The following is an 18,566-nucleotide window of genomic DNA, read 5'->3' as shown; positions in this document are numbered from 1 at the left end:
GGTCAGCGGCCGGCGCGCACCGCGAGCCCGCGCACGAACGCGGCATGACCCGCGTGCTGGGTGTCGTCATTCAGCACGCTCACGAGGCGCACGGCCACCGTTACCGGTGGCGTCCAGGAGCGGTCGACCACGCGCGCGAAATCGTCTTCGGTCAGCCCCTCAATGTAGGCGATCGTTCGCTCGTGCACGGCCTCGAAGTAGTCCCGCAGTAAATTGGCATCGGCCCGCACGGCGGCAACGTCTTCGGCGGTCTGGGCGTAACCGGTGGCCGAGCTATCGAACGGCAGGGCGAATCGTTCCGTCCAGCCGTCTGCCGTCCACAGTTGTTCCACGCCGGCAAGGTCGGAGATGTGGTCGTCCTGCACCCGCGTCAGGTGCCACACCAGCCAGGCGATCGAGTTGGTCTCCGGGTCCGCGCGGTAGGTGAGGGTGTACTCCGTCGCATTACGCAGAACGGTGTGCACGGTCTGGCTCACGCGTGTGTAGGCGTCAGTGAGCAGGTCGGTCGCGAGCATGGTGGGTCCCTTCGTCGGTCGTGCCAGCCTACCCAGCGCCGAGCGTGCCGGGAACGATCTAGAGTCGACAGCATCACACTCTTTCAGCGCCACACCATCGACCGCGACATTCTGCGCCTCGCCGTACCCGCCCTCGGGGCGCTCATCGCCGAGCCCCTTTTCCTGCTCGCGGACTCGGCCATGGTGGGGCACCTCGGAACCACACCTCTGGCGGGGCTCGGGCTGGCGAGTGCCGTGCTGCAGACCATCATCGGCCTGATGGTTTTTCTCGCCTACAGCACCACCCCCGCCGTCGCCCGCTGGCTCGGTGCCGGCGACCCGCGTCGGGCCGTCAGCGTGGGCATCGACGGCCTCTGGCTGGCCCTCGGCCTCGGCGTCGTGCTCGCGGCGGCCGGGTGGTTCGCCACGCCCGTACTCGTGGCCGCGTTCGGCGCCGAGGCCGAGGTGACAGCGGATGCCGCCACCTACCTCGGCATCTCGATGTTCGGCCTTCCCGCCATGCTGCTCGTGTTCGCGGCGACCGGGCTGCTGCGCGGCCTGCAGGACACGCGCACGCCGCTGTTCGTGGCCGGCATCGGGTTCGGCGTGAACATCGCGCTGAACTACGTGTTCATCTACCTCGTCGGCTGGGGCATCGCGGGGTCCGCGGTGGGCACGGTCGTGGCCCAGTGGGGCATGGTGGCGGTCTACCTGCTGGTCGTCGTTCGGCACGCCCGTCGGCAGGCCGCTCCGCTGCGCCCGCACCGGGCCGGAATGATGCTGGGAGCGCGCAGCGGCGGCTGGCTGTTTCTGCGCACGCTGAGCCTGCGCGCCGCCATGCTGCTCGCGGTGTTCGTGGCGGCGCGGCTCGGCTCCCCCGAACTCGCGGCCTTCCAGATCGCGATGACCCTGTTCGCCACCCTTGCGTTCGCCCTCGACGCCCTCGCCATCGCCGCCCAGGCGCTTGTGGGACGTGGCCTTGGAGCGAGCGATGTGCCCGGGGTGCGGGCGGTTCTGCGGCGCTGCCTGGAGTGGGGCGTGCTCGGCGGTGTCGCCCTCGGCCTGCTCGTCGTCGGCACGAGCGGCCTCATCGGGCACCTGTTCACGAACTCGGCGGCCGTCACCGACCTGCTGCCGGCCACGCTCGTGGTGCTCGGCCTCTCCGTGCCTCTCGGGGGTGTGGTGTTCGTGCTCGACGGCGTGCTGATCGGTGCCGGCGACGCCCGGTACCTCGCACTGACCGGCCTCGTCAACCTCGCGGCCTTCGTTCCGCTCGCCCTCGCCGTGCTGTGGCTGGCCCCGGCCGGCGAGGCCGGCCTCGCCTGGCTGATGGCCGCCTTTGCCCTCGGCTACCTCGGCGCCCGAGCGGTGACCCTGTCGCTACGAGCCCGCAGAGCCGCGTGGATGGTCGTCGGCGCGCGCTGACCCGGTCGGGCATGCCCGAGCGTTAGCGGATGCGCCGGTGCACCGACTGCGGCTTGAGGTATGCGTGCAGGCCCTCCGGTCCGAACTCCATGCCGAGTCCCGAGTCATGGCGCCCCGCGAAAGGCGCCGCGTGGTTGGTGGCGAAGAAGTTGAGGCCGATGGACCCGCTGTCCAGACGCCCGGCGAGCGCGAGCGCCCGGTCCTCGTCGGCGGAGAAGATGGTGCCGCCGAGCCCGAACGCGGTGTCGTTGGCGATGCGCACGGCGTCATCGAGCGAGGCGTAGGGCAGGATCCCGAGCACCGGACCGAAGATCTCCTCCCGGGCGATGCGCATGCCGGGGGTCACGTCGGCGAACACCGTGGGGGTCACCCACGAGCCCTCCTCCGAAATCGGCGCTACGAGCCCGCCGGTCGTGGCGCGGGCACCCTCGGCGAGGCCCGACCGGATGTAGCCGAGCACGGTCTGCTTCTGCGATTCGGTGGCTGCGGGGCCGAAGACCGTGGCCGGGTCCATCGGGTCTCCCTGCGGAGCCGCCTCGATCGTGCTCGTCACCATCTCCACGATCTCCGCATAGCGCTCAGCGGGCGCGAGAATACGCGTCGAGATGTAGCAGGTCTGCCCGGTGTTGCGCATGCAGGTTCGAATCAGTACCCGAGCCATGGCATCGAGGTCGGCATCGGGCAGCACGAGCGCGCTCGACTTGCCGCCGAGTTCGAGGGTGACAGGGCGCAGCAGTGCGCCCGCCGCACTCGCGATCGACCGGCCGACGGGGGTGGACCCGGTGAAGGCCACCTTGGCGACGAGCGGATGCTTCACCAGGGCGTCCCCGAAAGCACCAGGCCCGGTGACCACGTTCACCACTCCGGCGGGAATGCCGGCAGCGGCCGCGGCATCCGCGATCAACCGAATGGACAGTGGTGTGGGCGAGGCCGGCTTGATCACCACCGTGCAGCCGGCCATCAGGGCCGGCGCGAGCTTGGCCACCACGAGATTGATCGGGTAGTTCCACGGCGCGATCAGGGCGCACACGCCCACCGGGTCCTGCCGCACGATGGTCTCGGCCGAGCCGTCCGGGAAGCGGCGTATGTCGGGCTTCTCGAGGTACCCGGCGAGGGAGGCGTAGTAGCGAAAGATCGATGCCGCGTTGCCGGCGGCCCGCGACGTCTCGGCCACCGGCGAGCCGTTCTCCCAGGTATTGGTGTGCGAAATGGCGAGGCTGCGCTTCTCAATCTCATCGGCGAAGCGCAGCAGGTGCGCGCCGCGCGCTCCGGGCGTGAGGTCACGCCAGCCCAGGCCGGTGAACGCGCGATGGGCAGCGGTGACGGCCCGGTCGAGGTCGGCAGCGGATGCCTGCGGCACGGAACCCCACACCTGGCCCGTTGCCGGGTTGGTCACCACGGTGCGACCCGCGCCCGCGGCACGCGTCCACTCGCCGTCGATGAACAGGTCGTCGGTGTGCCGGTAGGGCAGCGTCGGCGCGGGGGCGACCGTCGAGACACCGACCGTCGGGGTGCCGGCCTGCGTCATCAGAGCACGTCCGTACGAAGCAGCGCCTCGGCCCGGTCGAGCTCGGCGAGCGCCATCTCGAGCGCGGCCGCCGTGATGAGCTCCGGAACGATATCGGCGCGCAGGCGGCCGCAGTACGACGAAGGACTCTGGTGGAACCACCCGGAGGCCAGTGCCACGCCGGCCGGGGTGAAGCGCCAGAGCCGATCGGCGTCGCGCACCAGGGAGTCTTCGATCGAGTGCGATACGGGGCGGGTGTCGTGGCCGTCGATGATATCCGTGACCTTCGTGATGAACGCCTCGTCATACCCGAGGCCGGGCAGGATCTCGCGAGCGATGTCGCACCCTTTGGCCTCGTGCTCGAAGCGGATCTGGGCCTGGCGCCAGTTGGCGCCGAAGCCCTCCGAGATGATCTTCGTCTCGTCGACTCGTGCCCAGCCGGTGTCGTGTAACAGGATGGCGACCCGCACCACGAGGGCATCCGCTTCGGGGTAGGCCTCGCAGAGGCGTTCCGCGAAGGCGAACGAGATCGGAATGTGGATGTCGTTGCCACGGGTGCGCATCTCGGTGACGACGGCCCGCCAGAGCGGGTCAAGGTCGGTGTCGGCGCGGCGCGATGCCGCGATCGGGGAGGTGTCGACGGGCTGTTGCGTCTGCAGGGTCATGTCGTCAGTACTTTCTGGGCGAGTGCCGGGGCAGGGGAAACGAGCTTTTTGAGGGCCACCGACGTGTCGCCGGCGACTGCGGGCGGCACGGTCTGGCCGTGGTGAAGGGCGCCGCGCACGGCGATGAAATCGAGGGGGCGGTTCACGCAGTCCGCGGCGATCAGTTCACCCGCCCGGTAGTAGAGCACCGAGAATTTCTCGCTGTCGGGGTCGCCGCGCAGCACCACCTCGTCGTGGCCGCCGGAGAGTCCGGCGATCTGCAGCTTGAGGTCGGCCTGGTCACTCCAGAACCACGGCACGGTCTGGTAGTCGGCACCGCGCCCGAGCAGGGTGGCCGCGGCCACCTTGGCCTGCTCGACCGCGTTCTGCACGCTTTCGAGCCGCACCCTGTCGATGCCGCCGGGCGTCACCGAGGGATTCGGCAGGTTGGCGCAGTCGCCCGCGGCGACGGTGACGCCGTCGGAGGTGAGGGCCCGGGCGTCGACGGTGATGCCGTTGTCGACGGCGAGACCCAGCTGCTCGGCCAGTTCGGTGCGCGGCACCACGCCGACGCCGATCAGCACGACGTCGGCGGGGATCACGGCGCCGTCGGCAAGCTGCACCCCGGTGACCCGGTCGTGTTCGCCCGTGAAGCGCACCACTCGGGCCTCGAGAATCACGGTGGTGCCGCGGCGGCGGTGCGCCTGCAGGTAGAACGCGCTGGTCTGCTCCGAGACGGCCCGGCCCACGAGGCGCGGGGCGGCCTCGAGCACGGTCACCGTCTTACCGGATGCCCGGGCTCCCGCGGCCACTTCGAGGCCGATGAAGCCGCCCCCGACCACCACCACGTTCTCGGCGGCGCGGAGTTTCTGCTCGAGCACGGCGGCATCCGTCGCGGTGCGCAGGTAGCTCACGCCCTCCAGCTCGGAGCCCTCGAAGGGGATCTGCCGGGGAACCGCGCCCGTGGTGAGGGCCAGTCGTGCAAACGGGAATTCACGACCGGATTCGGCGACGGCCACCCCACCGGCCGCGGTGCGCGTGAGGGAGACGATGCGTTCGCGGGGCACGAGCTCGATGTCGTGGTCGCGATAGAACTCGTGGGTGCGGAAGGTGAGGGAGTCGGCGGTAGCCTCGCCCTTGAGGAAGGCCTTCGACAGCGGTGGGCGTTGGTAGGGGGCGTGCGGTTCCTCGCCCACGAGCACGATCGGGTTGGTGTCCCCGAGCTCCCGCAGGGTCGAGGCGAGCTGCACCCCGGCCTGGCAGTTTCCGATGATGAGGGTGCCGGAATCCGACATGGTCACACCTGCGTTTCGGGGGTCTGCACGCGCACGGCCTCATCACCGGAGAGCCGGAGCTGACAGGACAGGCGGGAGTTGTCCTCTCGGTCGACGGCGGTGCCGTCGAGCATGTCGTCTTCGAGATCTTCCCGGGACGGGAAGACCGCCGCGTTGTCGGCGCACAGGAACACGTGGCAGGTGGCGCACGAGAGACTGCCACCGCATTCGGCGACGATCCCCGGCACACCGTTGCGCACGGCGGTCTCCATCACGGAGTCGCCGGCGAATCCGGTGACGGTCACTTCACTGTCGTCGTGGGCGACGAAGGTTACGGTGGGCATGTTCTGGTCCCCTCTTCTTTTCTGACTCGGACTAGATGAATTGACGGCCACCGTCGACCACGAGGGTCTGGCCGGTGATGTAGTTGCTTCCGGGGCCGGCCAGGAACAGGGCCGCCCCCACGATGTCTTCCGGCTCGCTGGCACGCTTGAGGCTCCACGGTCAACGCCATAGCTCTCGGCGCCGTCCATGAGCCCATAGCTCGCCTCGGTGAGGGTGAACCCGGGGGCGATCGCGTTGACGGTGATGTTGCGGTCGCCGAGTTCCTTGGCGAGCACCCGGGTGAGCGCGATCACGCCGCCCTTCGAGGCCACGTAGTGTGCCCAGTGCGCGGAACCGCTCATCACCGTGGCGGACGAGAGATTGATGATCTTTCCCCCGTCGGGCAGGAACGGTGAGCAGGCCCGCGTGACCAGCCACGGCCCCTTGAGGTTCACGGCCATCACGCGGTCCCACTCGTCCGGGTCGAGCTCGGTGAACGGGGCCCGGGTGACGGTGGCGTAGATGGCGGCGTTGTTGATGACCACGTCGATCCGTTCGGCGGGCGAACCCGACCCGCCCGACCAGCGGGCCGCCGCCGTCGCCATGGCCGTCACCGATTCGAGAGAGGTCACGTTGACGGCGATCGCCAGGGCGACGCCGCCCTCGGCCTCGATCAGGTCGACCGTGTGCTGCGCGCCGTCGTGGTTCACGTCGGCGCACACCACCCGGTCGCCCTGGGCAGCGAAGCCCAGGGCGAAGGCACGGCCCAGGCCACCGGCGGCGCCGGTGATCAGCACCGTTCTGGGGACTGCGGCCGTGCCCGACTCAGGCATGGCTGCCTTCGAGGATGGCGTTGTCGAGCTGGCTCGCGGCGGCGGGGGCCAGCGTGAGGTCGTGCACGTGGTCTTCCACGATGGTGACGGTGCCGTTGTTGCCGTCGACGCGCAGCCACTGCCCCGTCACGATCTGGGCCGACGCCGTTCCGGTTCCCGTGACGGCGGGCATGCCGTACTCCCGACAGACGATGGCCGCGTGGCTCATCATGCCGCCGATGTCGGTGACCGTGGCACGGATCTTGCCGAAGATCGGGCCCCAGCTCGGAGCGGTGACGGGGGCGACAAGAATGTCGCCCTCCTGCACCTCGGACAGCTGGTCGGAACTGCTGATCACCCGGGCCGGCCCTTCGGCGACCCCGCTCGAGGCTGCCATGCCGCGGAATTCGCCCTCCGGGGCATCCGAGTCGCCGAGCCAGTTCTTGATCTGGTCGCTGGTGATCCCCCAGAGCATCAGGGTGAAGGGCTCGGTGATCACGGCGGGGGGTGTGTTGAGGGCCGGCTGCGGTCGCACCTCGGCGAGCGCGTCCACGATCACGCGGCGACGGGCCACCTCGCCGGGCCAGTACCGTGGGCCGATCGACGGGGCACCGACGCCCCAGCCCGTGACGTAGTCGAAGAGGGTCTCGCGCACCTCGTCACGGCGGAGGTAGAACATGTCGTTCGCCTCGGGCCAGAACCCGGCCTCGTGCAGCATGGACGAGAGTTCCCGTGCCTTGCGCCAGAACACCCCCATGGTCCAGTGCTCGATGTAGAAGTTGTGGTTTTCCACGTAGGGGTACACCTGGCGGGCCAGGCCGAGCTTGCCCTCGAAGGAGGCGAGCTGCTCGGGGCTCAGCAGCTCCGAATACTCCTCGGTGATGCGATCGCGCTCGGCCACGAGCTCGGCCACCGGGCGATCGATGGTGTGGCCCTTCTGCAGGCGCACGATGTAGTCGCTGATGTAGCCGAGGGGGAGCTCGAGGTGGTCGATCCAGTACTTGTCGTGTGCGTAGAAGCCGTTGCCCACCGTGAAGTTGAACCACGGGTCCTGTGCGGCGGTCCAGGCGGCGAGCCAGGCGGCCCCCGTGGCCGAGCCCGTGATCGCGGCCAGAGTGGCTTCGGGATTCGTCGTGTCGTAGAAGTGTCCTTCGAGGCCCAGCTCGAGGGCGAGCTTGGCGAGCGACTTGAGTTCGTCGTCGGGGCGGAACAGCTCCATGTCAACGCCCTGCACCATTTTGGCGACGGCCTGGTCGGGGATTCCGGGGAAGACCTCCTTGCAGAAGCTGAAGAAGTCGAGGTAGGCCACGTAACCGAGGTTGAGGAACTCGAAGTGGTACTGCCAGGCGCGGTAGGTGAGAGAGATGAGCTTGTCGAAGTTGCCGAGCAGCTCGTTGTTCGGACCGGTGCCCTTGCCGCTGAGCACGTCGTCGAGGGGCACCGCGTCGGGCAGCGCCGTGAAGGACAGCTCGTTCAGCTCGTCGATGGTGCCGCGGATCTTGCCCTTCCACTGGTCGAGCAGGGTCTCCCAGTTCGCGAAGTAGTGTCCGGCACGCTCCATGAACTGCGGAACGCGGGCCGCGATCTCGGACTCGGGCACGCCCACCGGGGACATGAAGACGTAGCCGTTGTGGATGCGGAACTCGATGCCGTTCGCCGGTGGGATGAGCAGGTGGCGGGAGTTGTACTGGCCGAGGCATGACACGGCGAATTCGAAGCCGATCGTTTCGAAGGGCTTGGTGACGGTGGGCCAGTGCTGGCTGTCGCAAAACCAGAACTTGGCTTCTTCGACCTCGCGCTGGCTGTCCTGGAAGACCAGGTTGTAGGCGTAGAGGTCCTTCCAGCCCTCGGCGGCGGCGGCGGGGCTCTGGTCGTAGGGGCTGGGAAATGACTTCTCTGTCATCGGGGGCAACCGTTCTGTGAGGTGTGACGGGGTGGCTGATGAGGGGCGGGTTCACAACGAGGTGGAGCGTGGGTGGAGAAGAGTGTGCAGAAGAGGACTAGGACTTGCCGGCCTGCGTCATGAGTGAGCGGGTGATGCTCTCGATGCCGAATCCGGAGGTCGTCGTGGGTACCGCGGGCACTGCGCCGGTTGCGGCCGCAGCGGAGTGCACCGTCTCGGGGCGGGACTGCAGCAGCAGCAGGTTCTCGCCGTCGGGCAGATCGCGGTCCAGCGCCCACTCAATGTCCTGTGGGGCCCTGAAGTGCTTTTCGGCCTTCTTGGCGATGGCCGCGATCGCGGTGATCTCGACATCCGTCAGGCAGCGCTGGGCCCGGCGATCGGCGGACACCTCGAGCTCGACGAGCGACTTGCTCTCGAGGTCGGGCACGAGTTCCGCGTGCTTGTCCCCGAGGTTCTGCCGCACGACCATGAGCATGACCTTGTCGACCATCACGTTGTCGGGGGTGACGAGGCCCGACACCACGAGTTCGCCGAGGCCATAGGAGGCCTCGATCACGATCTTGGATCGGTCGCCCGTGTTCGGGTCCATGGTGATGGCGACGCCGGCCACGCGGGCATTGACCATCTTCTGCACGGCGACGGCCATGGAGAGTCCCTCGTTGGGGATGTTGTTCTTCAGCCGGTAGATGATGGCGCGCGAGGTGTAGAGCGACGCCCAGCAGCGACGGATGTGCTCGGTGACGTCGTCGAGGCCGCAGAGCCAGAGGTAGGTGTCTTGCTGGCCGGCGAAGCTCGCGTCGGGCAGGTCTTCCGCGGTGGCCGAGGAGCGAACCGCCACCGGGACCGGCGCGGGGAAGCGCGCCTGCAGGGCGTTGTAGGCATCCGTGGTGATGGTGCGCAGTGCGGGCGGCACCGCACGCGAGGTGATCTCGCGGCGAAGCTGCGCCGAGACCCGGTCGACCTCGGCGATGTCGTCGGCGTCGAGGCCGGTCAGCAGCGTGTGGATGTCGGCGGCGATGCCCGCCTCCTCGATGAAGGCGTCGTAGGCGGCGGTGGTGATGGCGAAGCCCGGGGGAACCGGCATCCCGGCCGCGGTGAGGGCCACGAGCGAGGCGCACTTGCCACCGAGCAGGTCATGGTCGGGGGCATCGCCGCCGTCGAAGAACTGGATGAAGGGGTGGTGGGTCATGGTCAGGCCTCCCAGGTGACGGGCACCGACGTCGGCGCCCGGAACGATAGATTGTCGCCGAAAGTGATCTTTTCGGGGGTGATGATGCGCAGGTGGGGCGCCGCCCTGATGGTCTCTTCGACCACGATCTTGTCCTGCATCTTCGCGAGCAGGTTGCCCAGGCAGTAGTGGATGCCGAAGCCGAAGGACAGGTGGTTGCGGGCATTGGGCCGGCTCAGGTCGAACACTTCGGGCTCCTCGAACACGGCGGCGTCGCGGTTGGCCGAGCCCATCAGCAGCAGCAGGTTGGCGCCGCGGGGAATCCGGGTGCCGGCGATCTCGGCATCGACGAGCGCCTTGCGCCGCCAGCCGACGATCGACGGGCTGTAGCGCAGGGTCTCATCGATCGCGGCGGGGATCAGGCTCGGGTCGTCGACGAGCTGCTGCCACTGCTCGGCGTGGCTGAGCAGCACCCGGATGGTGTTCGAGATCAGCGTGGTGGTGGTCTCGTGTCCGGCGAACAGCAGGCTGTAGCAGACCGATGCGATCTCGTGGTCGGAGATCTCCGCACCGGCGAGCTGGGCCCGCACGAGGTCGGCCACGAGGTTGTCCGTGCCGACGGCCTCGTCGTCGGCAGCGTCCTTCTGAGCGGCGAGGGCCTCATGAGCGGCGAGGGCTTCATGAGCAGCGGAGACCAGGCGCAGGCACTCGTTCCAGTAGTCCACGAGGTTGTGCGCGTGCGGGATCTGTTCCTCGTCGCTGAGGTTGCCCCAGGTCATGGCGGCGCGGGAATCCGACCATTTCTTGTAGGTCGGCACCATTTCCGGTCCCACGCCGAGCAGCCCAAGGATGGTGATCGTGGGGATGTCGACCGCCACATCGGTCAGAAAGTCGCCGCGGGCATCCGGGTGGGCGAGCATCTGCTGCAGCAGCCGAGCGGTGTTCTCCCGAATGGTGGGTTCGAGCTTGCGGTACCGCCGGGGCGTGAATTCCTTCTGCACGATGCCGCGCATGCGGGTGTGCTCCGGAGGGATGCGGGCGGACAGTCCCGAATACGCGGTGAAGCCACCGTCGTTCATGATGCGGGTGGCGACCTCGCCACGCGGCCGCACCGGAGCCTGCGCGTTCTCGCTGCTGAAGGTCTCCCAGTTCTCGAAGACGGCCTTCACATCCTCATAGCGCGACACCACGTAGCAGTCGATGCGCTCGTCGTACATGACCGGAGCGTGCTCGCGCAGGGCAGCGTAGGAGGGAAACGGGTCGTTCATGGCGAAGGGGGCATAGTCCGCATGCGGGGCGGCCGATTCGGGGGTTGACGCCGATTCGGGGGCGGCCGAGTGCGGGAACGGGCAGGTGGCGACGGCACGATCGGCGGATGCGGCGGACACTGACGGCTGAGCGTTCACTGGTGCTCCTTGGCTTCGTGTTCCACGGCTGTGGGGAACTAGGACCATCTAATGGGACAGCGGCGGAAATCGCGCCGGAGTGTCCCACTGGGCGGAAGTGCCCTGAGATTATCCGGCAGTCTTTCAGACGGCGGGACGCGGCACGTGAGGAGCCCTCCGCGCCGACTGCAGCGCCGAGGCGGGAAGGTGCCCGATTGCGGCCTGGAGGCGTGCGGCCGTGCCGAGCAGTACCGGCAGGTTGCGCTCCAGCTGGTGCGCGCGGGCGGTCGGCAGCACGATTCCGATCGCGCCGAAGATGCCGCCGTCGGTCTGGAACACCGGCACGGCCAGCGAACACGACCCGAGACGCACCTCCTCCGAGGCGAGGGCGAAGTTCTGCTCGCGGACCTTCGCCAGCTCCCGGCGCAGCGCCTCGGGGTCCACCTTGGTGAAGGGTGTGGTCTGGGCGAGAGGTCCGCCGAGCACCGCGTCCCGCACCCAGCCGTCTTCGAAGGCGAGGATGGCCCGGCCAACAGCCGTAGCGTGCAGGGGCAGCCGTCCGCCTACCCGGGAGGCTTGCGGCACCCGCCGGCTCCCGTAGACCCGGTCGATGTAGAGCACCTCGGTGCCGTCCCGGATGGCGAGGTGCACGGTCTCCTGGGTGAGGCCGAACAGGTCCTGCAGGTAGGGGCGGGCCACATCTCGCAGCCGCCGACCAGCGTGCTGGCCCAATTCCCAGAGGCGCAGGCCGATCTGGTAGCGGCCCTGGGCATCCCGTTGCACCGCTCCCCACTCCTCGAGTTCGCCCAGCAGGCGGTGCGCCGTGCTCTGCGGCAGCCCGCTCTGCTGGCTGATCTCGGTCAGGGTACGAGCCGACGCGGTGTGTTCGAACGACGCCAGAATACTCAACACGCGCGAGGTCACCGATTGACCGGGAGACTGCGTTCGACCGGCCACTGTGCCACCCTTTTCTCGCCCGTGAACCACGATGCGTTCACTCTAGCGAGCCGGGGCAGGTTCTACCTGACGGGTTACCCCACGGGGTAAGCGAGGGCCGGGCGGCGGATGCTGACGCGCACCCGGTCGCCGCGCGTCGGCAGGTCGGGGGCGGCGACCCGCGCCCGAATGATCGTTCCGTCGACCAGCTCGAGGCTCACGAGCGCGTCGTGTCCGCCGTAAGCGATGGACAGCACGGTGGCCGTGATGCGCTCCGTGCCGGACGGTTCCACGCCGAGGCCGGAACGGTGCGGGGCCACGGCGCGGGAACTCTCCGGCAGCGCGGCCGGTGACACGATACGGGTGATGGCCGGGGAGAGATGGATCCATTCCGGTCGAAGCATGAGCCGCACGGAGGTTCCCTCCCCAGCGGGTGTCCCGTCCGCGGTCACGGCGTCGACCGGTCCGAGCGCGCATTCCACCCGGCCGTCGGCCCAGCGCCCGTCCAACTCCACCGTGTCGCCCACGAAGGCGGCGACCCAGAGGCTCAGGGGGTGTTCGTAGACCTCGGCCGGAGTGCCCCACTGCAGCAGGCGTCCGCCGCGCATCACGGCCACGTAGTCCGCCAGCGAGAGCGCCTCCTCCTGGTCGTGGGTCACCAACAGGCTGGTGTTCTTCTGGTCGCGCAGCAGGGCGGCCACTTCGGTGCGCAACGCCGCGCGCAGCAGCGGGTCGAGGGCCGCGAAGGGCTCGTCGAGGAGCATCAGGTCGGGCCGCGGGGCGAGGGCCCGGGCCAGCGACACGCGCTGAGCCTGCCCTCCCGACAGCTGCGAGGGGGCGCGGTCGATGAGGCCCTCGAGACCCACGAGCGCGGCCAGCTCCGCGATTCGCTCGGTACGGGTCGCCCGGTCGGCCCGGCTGGCGTGCGGCAGGCCGAAGCCGATGTTCTCGCCCACGGTGAGGTGCGGGAAGAGAGAGGCATCTTGCGGAACCCAACCCATGCCGCGCTTTTCGGGAGCAAGCTGCACACCGGGCGCGGAGACTACCCGGTCGCCCACCCGGATAGTGCCGGCCGACGCGGGGAGCAGGCCGGCGACGGCGCGCAGGAGGGTGGTCTTGCCGCATCCGCTCGGGCCGAGCACGGCCACGAGGCTGCCGCGCGGTATGCCGAGGCTGACACTGTCGAGCACGGCGGTTTCGCCGTACGACACGCGCAATCCGTCAACGGTGACCCAGGTCACGATTTCTCCTTTGCAACACCACGGATGCCCGACAAGAGCACCGTGGGAACGGCCGCGAGCAGCACGAGGGCCGCCGCGTAGGGCGCCGCCCCGCCGAATTCGAACACCGAGGTACGGCTCCACAGCTCGGTGGAGAGAGTGGAAATGCCGGTGGGACGCAACAACAGCGTTGCGGGCAATTCTTTCATGACCGAGATGGCCACCAGCAGGGCGCCGACCCCGATTCCGGGCAGGGCCAGGCGGGCCGTCACCCGCCACCAGGTGACGAGGGGCGAGTGGCCGAGCATCCGCGACACATCGGTGAGGCTGCCGGGCACGGCGGCGATGCCGCTGCGCATGCTGCCGATCGCCCGCGGCATGAACAATACGACGTAGGCGAACACGAGCACGACCGACGTTTGGTAGAGCGCCGGAACCGCGGCGAGTGCGAAGAACACGAGCGAGAGGCCCACGACGATACCCGGCAGCCCGTGGCCGAGAAAGCCCACGGCCTCGATCGCGGTCACGAGTCGGCCGCGGTAGCGCGCGGCCAGAGCCGCGATCGGCAGGGCCAGCACGGCGGCCACGAGCGCGGCGGCGAGGGCCAGCCCGAGGGTGGCGCCGATGGCGTCGACGAGGCGGGGAACATCGACGGCTCGCAGCGTGGCGGCATCGAGCAGGCGGCTCAGCAGGCCCACCATCGGCACGACGATGCCCGCGATCGGCGCAAGCAGGATGATCGCCAGGAGTGGGGCCAGCCAGCGCCCGGGACGGTGCACCGGCAGGGTGCTGCGGCCGCCCGCGCGTTCGACCTGGCCACGGCTCTTGCGCTCCCCCGCCACCACGATGAGGGCGAGCACCACGAGTACGAGGGCAAGCAGCGCGGCCTGGTTGCGGTCGAAGCTCGCCCCGTAGGCGGCGTTGATTCCCCAGGTGAGCGTCTGGAAGCGCAGCATCGATACCAGGCCGAAGTCCGAGAGAGAGTACAGGCACACGAGCAGCGCGCCCGAGATGGCGGCCGGGCGGATCTGCGGCCAGGTCGCCGCCCGGAACGCGCCGAAGGGCCCGCGACCGAGGGTGCGGGCAACCGCTTCCAGGTCACCGGATGCCCCGCGCAGCGCCGCCGCGACGGGGAGCGTCACGTAGGGCGTGCAGACCGCGGTCATCACGAACCAGGCCGCCCAGAATCCGTTCAGCGACGGGAACCACACCAGCCAGCCGTAGGCGGCGAGGTAGCTCGGCACGGCCAGGGGCAGCGCCGTCACGATCAGCAACGCGCGGCCGGCAGGCAGGCGCACCCGGGTGAGCACCCAGGCGCTGATGGTACCGAGAACGAGGCAGGACGCGGTCACCGTGGCGGCGAGCAGCACCGAGTTGAGCGTGAGCTGCAACACCCGGGGGCGCAGCAGGGTGTCGAGAAGCTCGGCGAGGCCGGCCTCAGTCGTGCGCACCACGAGGTACACGAGCGGGATGGCCGCGGCGGAGGCGCACAGGGCGGCGATCACGAGCAGCCAGCCCGGCGCCCCGAAGCGGTAGGTTCCCCGAGGGCGCGGCGCCGTCACGACCGGCTCGAGAGCCGGAACGAGCACGCTCACGAGGCACTCATTGCTGTCATGCCCGGACCGCGCCGCTGCCGCGCGGCGCTCCCGCCACAACGGGCGCGCACCGCCGCGCCGGTAGCGAGCGGAACGCAAACGGGCAGGGCGGAGCCGCCGAAGCGAGCCCGCGCCTCCGTCTGCACCGGGATCAGATGAGGCCGTGCGTGGCGAGCAGCGCCTGGGTGTCAGCGAGGGATTCGAGGTCGGCGAGGTCGAGATCGGGGTTCACGAGCGAGTCGAGCGTGGGCAACCCGGCCGGGGCATCGATACCGGCGACGAGCGGGTACTCGAAGGTCTCGTCCACGAAGTACTGCTGCGCCGTCGGCGACACGAGGAAGTCGACGAGCGCGAGGGCGTCGGCATCCGTCGCGGCACCCTTGAGCACGCCGGCTCCGGTGACGTTCACGATCGACCCGGCGTCGCCGGCCTCCGGGTAGGAAAGCTGGGCGCGCATGTTCTCGGCGCCGGTTTCGGCGGCCTGGGCGTACCAGTAGTAGTGGTTGATCAGCCCGGCGTCAACGACACCGTCGTTGACCGCCGCGAGGATGGCACGGTTATTGTCGAAAATCACCGGGTTGTTCGCGGCGAGGGCGGCGACCCACTTGTCGGCGGCGTCTTCGCCGTTCAGCACGCGATAGGCGGTGACAAAGGCCTGGAAGCTCGCGTTCGTGGGCGCGATTGCGAGGCGGCCGTTCCACTCGGGCTCGGTGAAGGCGTCAACGGATGTCGGCACCTCGGCCGCACTCATCTTCTCGGCGTCATAGGCGATCACGCGGGCGCGTCCGGTGACTCCAACCCAGGTGTCGTCGGTGGAGGTGAAGCCGGCGGGCACTTCATTCGTTGTCTCGGCAGGCAACGTGGCGAACAGGCCCGCGTCGCTCAGGGCACCGAGGGCGCCGGCGTCCTGGGCGAGGAAGACCTGGGCGGGGCTACGGTCGCCCTCCTCCAGCAGTGTGGCACCGAGCTCGGCGGTGTTGCCGTACCGCACGTCAACGGTGATGCCGCTCTGCTCCTCGAACATGTCGATCAGCGGCTGCACGAGTACCTCGTCGCGGCCGGAATACAGCGTGATCGCGCCGTCGGCCTCCGAGCTCGTGCCCGGGGACGCCGTCGTGGAACAGCCGACGAGGGCGAGGGCGGTCACGCCGGCTACAAGGGCGGCGAGCGGAAGCGAAAGGCGCATGTGGTCTCCTGAGACGACGAATCAACGAACTAAGGTAAGGCTAATCTAACTTTGCGCGCGGGGCCAATCGATTCGCCAGTCGGCCGCCGCTTCACAGCACGTTGCCGGTAATCTGAAAACACAGCACGACCGCACCACTTCGCCCTCGCACCCCAGGAATCAACTTGTCGCTTCCCGTGAACGCACCCACCGCCCCCGGTGCCACGCGTCACAGCCTTGTGCTGTGGCGCAACGCCGTCTTCGCCGTCTTCTTCGTGAGCGGTCTCGGACTTGCCTCCTGGATGAGCCGAATTCCGGCCGTGCGCGACAGTCTCGGGCTCGACAAGGCCCAGGTCGGACTGCTCATTTTCGGGCTCTCCGCGGGTTCGGTCATCGGGCTGGCGCTCGCCTCATTGCTGCTCGCCCGGTTCGGTGCCCGCCGCGCGATGACCCTCAGCATGTCGCTGGCGGCCGTGGGCCTCATCGGAATGGGAATCGGCGTGAGCCTCTTTCCCTCTGCTCCGTTTGTGTTCTGCGCCCTCGCCGTTTTCGGGTTCGGCATGGGTTCCCTCGACGTGATGATGAACGTGGAGGGTGCCGCCGCTGAACGCTCGATCGGCCGCACGCTGATGCCTCTGATGCATGCCTGCTTCAGCCTCGGCACGGTGCTCGGTGCGCTTGGCGGCGCGGCGGCATCCGTTCTCGGGGTCTCCGTGTTCTCGCACCTCGCGGTGACAGCCGTGCTCGTGCTGGCCACCGTCATCACTGCCGTGCGTTTCGTGCCCGTGCGCCACGACCTCGGCGACGATGCTCCCGCGGAGCGGGCTGCCACGTGGCGCGCCCGGTTCAGCGACAGTTTCGCTGTGTTCCGCGACCGCAAGCTGCTCCTCATCGGCGTGATCGTGCTCGGCATGACCTTTGCGGAGGGCTCGGCCAATGACTGGCTTGCCCTGGCCGCGGTCGACGGGCACGGCTTCACGAATGCCTCCGGCGCGATCGTGTTCGGAGTGTTCGTGGCGGCCATGACCGTGGGTCGAGTGGTCGGCGGACCGGTGCTTGACCGCTTCGGTCGGGTGGCCGTGCTGCGGGCCTGTGCCGTGGTGGGGATTGTGGGCCTGATCGTCTTCATCCTCGCGCCGACCACCTGGCTCGTGTACGTGGGCACCGTGCTGTGGGGCCTCGGCGCCTCCCTCGGTTTCCCGGTGGGCATGTCTGCCGCGGCCGATGACACGAAGAACGCCGCCGCTCGGGTCAGTGCCGTCGCCATGATCGGCTACTTCGCGTTCCTGGTGGGACCACCGGTATTGGGCCTGCTCGGCGACGCCTGGGGCATGCTCTACGCGCTCCTCGTGGTGCTGGTGCTGATGGTGCTGGCCGGGCTGGCTGCCCCGGCGGCCCGGCCCGCGGCATCCGTTCACCGCTGACGCGCCTTGCCGGCACGCGCGGTGGCAGACTGTGCGCATGGATATTGAGCAGTGGTGGCCGCTTGTGAAGCCCGCGACGCAGGACTGGCTTATGGCGAACAACGGGGATACCGTGCCCGCGCACGTCGCCGCCGAGATCACGGCGGCTGGCGGCGTGATCTCCCCCGATGTCTGGTGGGTCGGCGAGGCCGAATCGTCGGGTTTCACGTTCTCCGACGAGGCCACCGACTGGATCGAGGCCGTGGCCAACGGCGAGACCCCCGCACCCCGCTGAGGACTGGCGTCATGGGGGTTGAAATGCGCGCACTGTTGTCTCGAACAATTCGCGTTGGCGACGTTTCGACCGTCGCGAACAGCAAGAGGCCCTAACTCAGAGGGGGATAAACTCGGATGGTGCGCCTTGTGATTGCGAAATGCTCCGTTGACTACGCCGGAAGGCTCAGCGCGCATCTGCCGCTGGCCACCCGCCTCCTGATGATCAAGGCGGACGGGAGCCTGCTCGTTCACTCGGACGGCGGTTCGTACAAGCCGCTCAACTGGATGAGCCCGCCCTGCACCCTCGCACTCTCCGAGCCGGACGAAGACCAGGCCGCGGCCGGCATCACCGCACTGTGGACGGTCACTCACGGCAAGACGGACGACCAGCTCATCGTGAGCCTCTATGAGGTCGAGCACGACTCCGCCCACGAGCTCGGCATCGACCCCGGCCTGATCAAGGAGGGCGTCGAGGCCCACCTGCAGAAGCTGCTGGCCGAGCACATCCACCTGCTCGGCGACGGCCATACCCTCGTTCGCCGCGAGTATATGACGGCGATCGGCCCCGTCGACATCCTCGCCCAGGACTCCAACGGCCGGTCGGTGGCCGTGGAACTGAAACGGCGCGGCGATATCGACGGCGTCGAACAACTCACGCGTTACCTCGAGCTGATGAATCGTGACCCGCACATCGCTCCGGTGACCGGCGTTTTCGCCGCCCAGGAGATCAAGCCGCAGGCGCGTCGGCTGGCCGAGGACCGCGGCATCCGCTGCCTGCTCCTCGACTATGACGCGATGCGCGGCCTCGACGACACCCACTCCAAGCTGTTCTAGCGGCTTGGGGAAGAGCCAATCGAGGCTCAGCCTCTGAGGCTCCAGTGTCGGTGGTGCCTGTCACACTTTTCTTATGACAACCACCATTGAAGGTGTTTTCGTTGATCTGACCGGGGCCTTGGCCCGGTCAGAGGTGTCCGCGAGGATGTTCGCGGAGTTGTCCGACGACGGGTCGGAGAACACCCACCGGGCGATAGCCCA

Annotated in this window: 17 protein-coding genes and 1 pseudogene; 4 read left to right on the top strand and 14 right to left on the bottom strand. The window is 68.8% G+C overall.

Annotated elements, in window-relative coordinates:
- Positions 1–2: 2 nt before the first annotated feature.
- A complete protein-coding gene (locus JF66_RS11120) occupies positions 3–515 on the bottom strand; it encodes a DUF664 domain-containing protein (RefSeq protein WP_035877910.1) in 513 nt (170 codons plus the stop codon).
- Between the two features lie 72 nt (positions 516–587).
- Here JF66_RS11120 and JF66_RS11115 point away from each other — a divergent pair, with 72 nt between their 5' ends.
- Entirely contained in the window at positions 588–1,919 is a 1,332-nt protein-coding gene (locus JF66_RS11115; protein ID WP_035877907.1) for an MATE family efflux transporter, read from the top strand.
- Between the two features lie 22 nt (positions 1,920–1,941).
- Here the strand turns inward: JF66_RS11115 and JF66_RS11110 are convergent, their stop codons facing one another.
- The 13 genes and pseudogenes from JF66_RS11110 to JF66_RS11055 all read right to left on the bottom strand — a co-directional run bounded on the left by JF66_RS11110 (position 1,942) and on the right by JF66_RS11055 (position 15,873).
- Positions 1,942–3,447, bottom strand: a complete 1,506-nt coding sequence (locus JF66_RS11110) for an aldehyde dehydrogenase family protein (RefSeq protein WP_035877884.1) — start codon at positions 3,445–3,447, stop codon at positions 1,942–1,944.
- Complete coding sequence (locus JF66_RS11105; protein ID WP_035877883.1) at positions 3,447–4,091, bottom strand: HD domain-containing protein; 645 nt, start codon at positions 4,089–4,091, stop codon at positions 3,447–3,449. Before JF66_RS11105 ends, JF66_RS11110 begins: the two co-directional genes overlap by 1 nt.
- Positions 4,088–5,365: an NAD(P)/FAD-dependent oxidoreductase gene (locus JF66_RS11100; protein WP_035877882.1), complete on the bottom strand. Its 1,278-nt coding sequence runs from the start codon at positions 5,363–5,365 to the stop codon at positions 4,088–4,090. The genes JF66_RS11105 and JF66_RS11100 overlap by 4 nt, the downstream gene beginning before the upstream one ends.
- A 2-nt stretch (positions 5,366–5,367) precedes the next feature.
- Complete coding sequence (locus tag JF66_RS11095; RefSeq protein ID WP_035877880.1) at positions 5,368–5,688, bottom strand: 2Fe-2S iron-sulfur cluster-binding protein; 321 nt, start codon at positions 5,686–5,688, stop codon at positions 5,368–5,370.
- A 31-nt stretch (positions 5,689–5,719) separates the two neighbouring features.
- Entirely contained in the window at positions 5,720–5,809 is a 90-nt protein-coding gene (locus JF66_RS25040) for a hypothetical protein (protein ID WP_255351530.1), read from the bottom strand.
- Between the two features lie 113 nt (positions 5,810–5,922).
- Positions 5,923–6,501 (bottom strand): annotated as a pseudogene (locus tag JF66_RS11090) (SDR family NAD(P)-dependent oxidoreductase); the annotation flags it as partial.
- On the bottom strand, positions 6,494–8,383 hold the full coding sequence (locus JF66_RS11085) for a PEP-utilizing enzyme (RefSeq protein WP_081882323.1): 1,890 nt from the start codon (positions 8,381–8,383) through the stop codon (positions 6,494–6,496). The gene JF66_RS11085 and the pseudogene JF66_RS11090, both read right to left, overlap by 8 nt.
- A gap of 97 nt (positions 8,384–8,480) precedes the next feature.
- Positions 8,481–9,572 carry a PEP/pyruvate-binding domain-containing protein gene (locus tag JF66_RS11080; RefSeq protein ID WP_035877879.1) on the bottom strand — a complete coding sequence of 364 codons (1,092 nt, stop codon included), beginning with the start codon at positions 9,570–9,572 and terminating at the stop codon, positions 8,481–8,483.
- A gap of 2 nt (positions 9,573–9,574) precedes the next feature.
- On the bottom strand, positions 9,575–10,957 hold the full coding sequence (locus JF66_RS11075) for a cytochrome P450 (protein WP_035877878.1): 1,383 nt from the start codon (positions 10,955–10,957) through the stop codon (positions 9,575–9,577).
- A gap of 123 nt (positions 10,958–11,080) precedes the next feature.
- Positions 11,081–11,893 carry an IclR family transcriptional regulator gene (locus tag JF66_RS11070; RefSeq protein WP_035877876.1) on the bottom strand — a complete coding sequence of 271 codons (813 nt, stop codon included), beginning with the start codon at positions 11,891–11,893 and terminating at the stop codon, positions 11,081–11,083.
- Between the two features lie 74 nt (positions 11,894–11,967).
- The gene (locus JF66_RS11065) at positions 11,968–13,113 is read right to left on the bottom strand and encodes an ABC transporter ATP-binding protein (RefSeq protein WP_035877874.1); all 1,146 of its coding nucleotides are present in this window, start codon (positions 13,111–13,113) and stop codon (positions 11,968–11,970) included.
- Positions 13,110–14,687, bottom strand: coding sequence for an iron ABC transporter permease (locus tag JF66_RS11060; protein WP_197059392.1), 1,578 nt, complete (start codon positions 14,685–14,687; stop codon positions 13,110–13,112). The genes JF66_RS11065 and JF66_RS11060 overlap by 4 nt, the downstream gene beginning before the upstream one ends.
- Before the next feature lie 151 nt (positions 14,688–14,838).
- Positions 14,839–15,873: an iron ABC transporter substrate-binding protein gene (locus tag JF66_RS11055; RefSeq protein ID WP_035877872.1), complete on the bottom strand. Its 1,035-nt coding sequence runs from the start codon at positions 15,871–15,873 to the stop codon at positions 14,839–14,841.
- A 164-nt stretch (positions 15,874–16,037) separates the two neighbouring features.
- On the opposite strand from JF66_RS11055, the gene JF66_RS11050 reads away from it, so the two are divergent.
- The 3 genes from JF66_RS11050 (at position 16,038) to nucS (ending at position 18,365) form a co-directional block, all read left to right on the top strand.
- A complete protein-coding gene (locus JF66_RS11050; protein ID WP_035877870.1) occupies positions 16,038–17,276 on the top strand; it encodes an MFS transporter in 1,239 nt (412 codons plus the stop codon).
- Between the two features lie 37 nt (positions 17,277–17,313).
- The gene (locus JF66_RS11045) at positions 17,314–17,550 is read left to right on the top strand and encodes a hypothetical protein (protein ID WP_035877868.1); all 237 of its coding nucleotides are present in this window, start codon (positions 17,314–17,316) and stop codon (positions 17,548–17,550) included.
- 119 nt (positions 17,551–17,669) lie between these two features.
- Positions 17,670–18,365 (top strand): endonuclease NucS, encoded by a 696-nt coding sequence (nucS, locus tag JF66_RS11040; protein WP_035877899.1) that lies wholly within the window; start codon positions 17,670–17,672, stop codon positions 18,363–18,365.
- Positions 18,366–18,566: the final 201 nt, after the last annotated feature.

It is taken from the genome of Cryobacterium sp. MLB-32 (assembly GCF_000738085.1).
In the GTDB taxonomy this organism is placed as follows: Bacteria; Actinomycetota; Actinomycetes; order Actinomycetales; family Microbacteriaceae; genus Cryobacterium.
Note: the sequence above shows the minus strand (reverse complement) of the source record. Positions and strands in the feature narration are given on the sequence as shown.

Bases quoted from the DNA above. Each gene is read 5' to 3' on its own strand.
- JF66_RS11110 (WP_035877884.1), bottom strand. From the start codon at position 3,447: ATGACGCAGGCCGGCACCCCGACGGTCGGTGTCTCGACGGTCGCCCCC.
- JF66_RS11105 (WP_035877883.1), bottom strand. From the start codon at position 4,091: ATGACCCTGCAGACGCAACAGCCCGTCGACACCTCCCCGATCGCGGCA.
- JF66_RS11080 (WP_035877879.1), bottom strand. From the start codon at position 9,572: ATGACCCACCACCCCTTCATCCAGTTCTTCGACGGCGGCGATGCCCCC.
- JF66_RS11085 (WP_081882323.1), bottom strand. From the start codon at position 8,383: ATGACAGAGAAGTCATTTCCCAGCCCCTACGACCAGAGCCCCGCCGCC.
- JF66_RS11095 (WP_035877880.1), bottom strand. From the start codon at position 5,688: ATGCCCACCGTAACCTTCGTCGCCCACGACGACAGTGAAGTGACCGTC.
- JF66_RS11120 (WP_035877910.1), bottom strand. From the start codon at position 515: ATGCTCGCGACCGACCTGCTCACTGACGCCTACACACGCGTGAGCCAG.
- JF66_RS11045 (WP_035877868.1), top strand. From the start codon at position 17,314: ATGGATATTGAGCAGTGGTGGCCGCTTGTGAAGCCCGCGACGCAGGAC.
- JF66_RS11100 (WP_035877882.1), bottom strand. From the start codon at position 5,365: ATGTCGGATTCCGGCACCCTCATCATCGGAAACTGCCAGGCCGGGGTG.
- JF66_RS11055 (WP_035877872.1), bottom strand. From the start codon at position 15,873: ATGCGCCTTTCGCTTCCGCTCGCCGCCCTTGTAGCCGGCGTGACCGCC.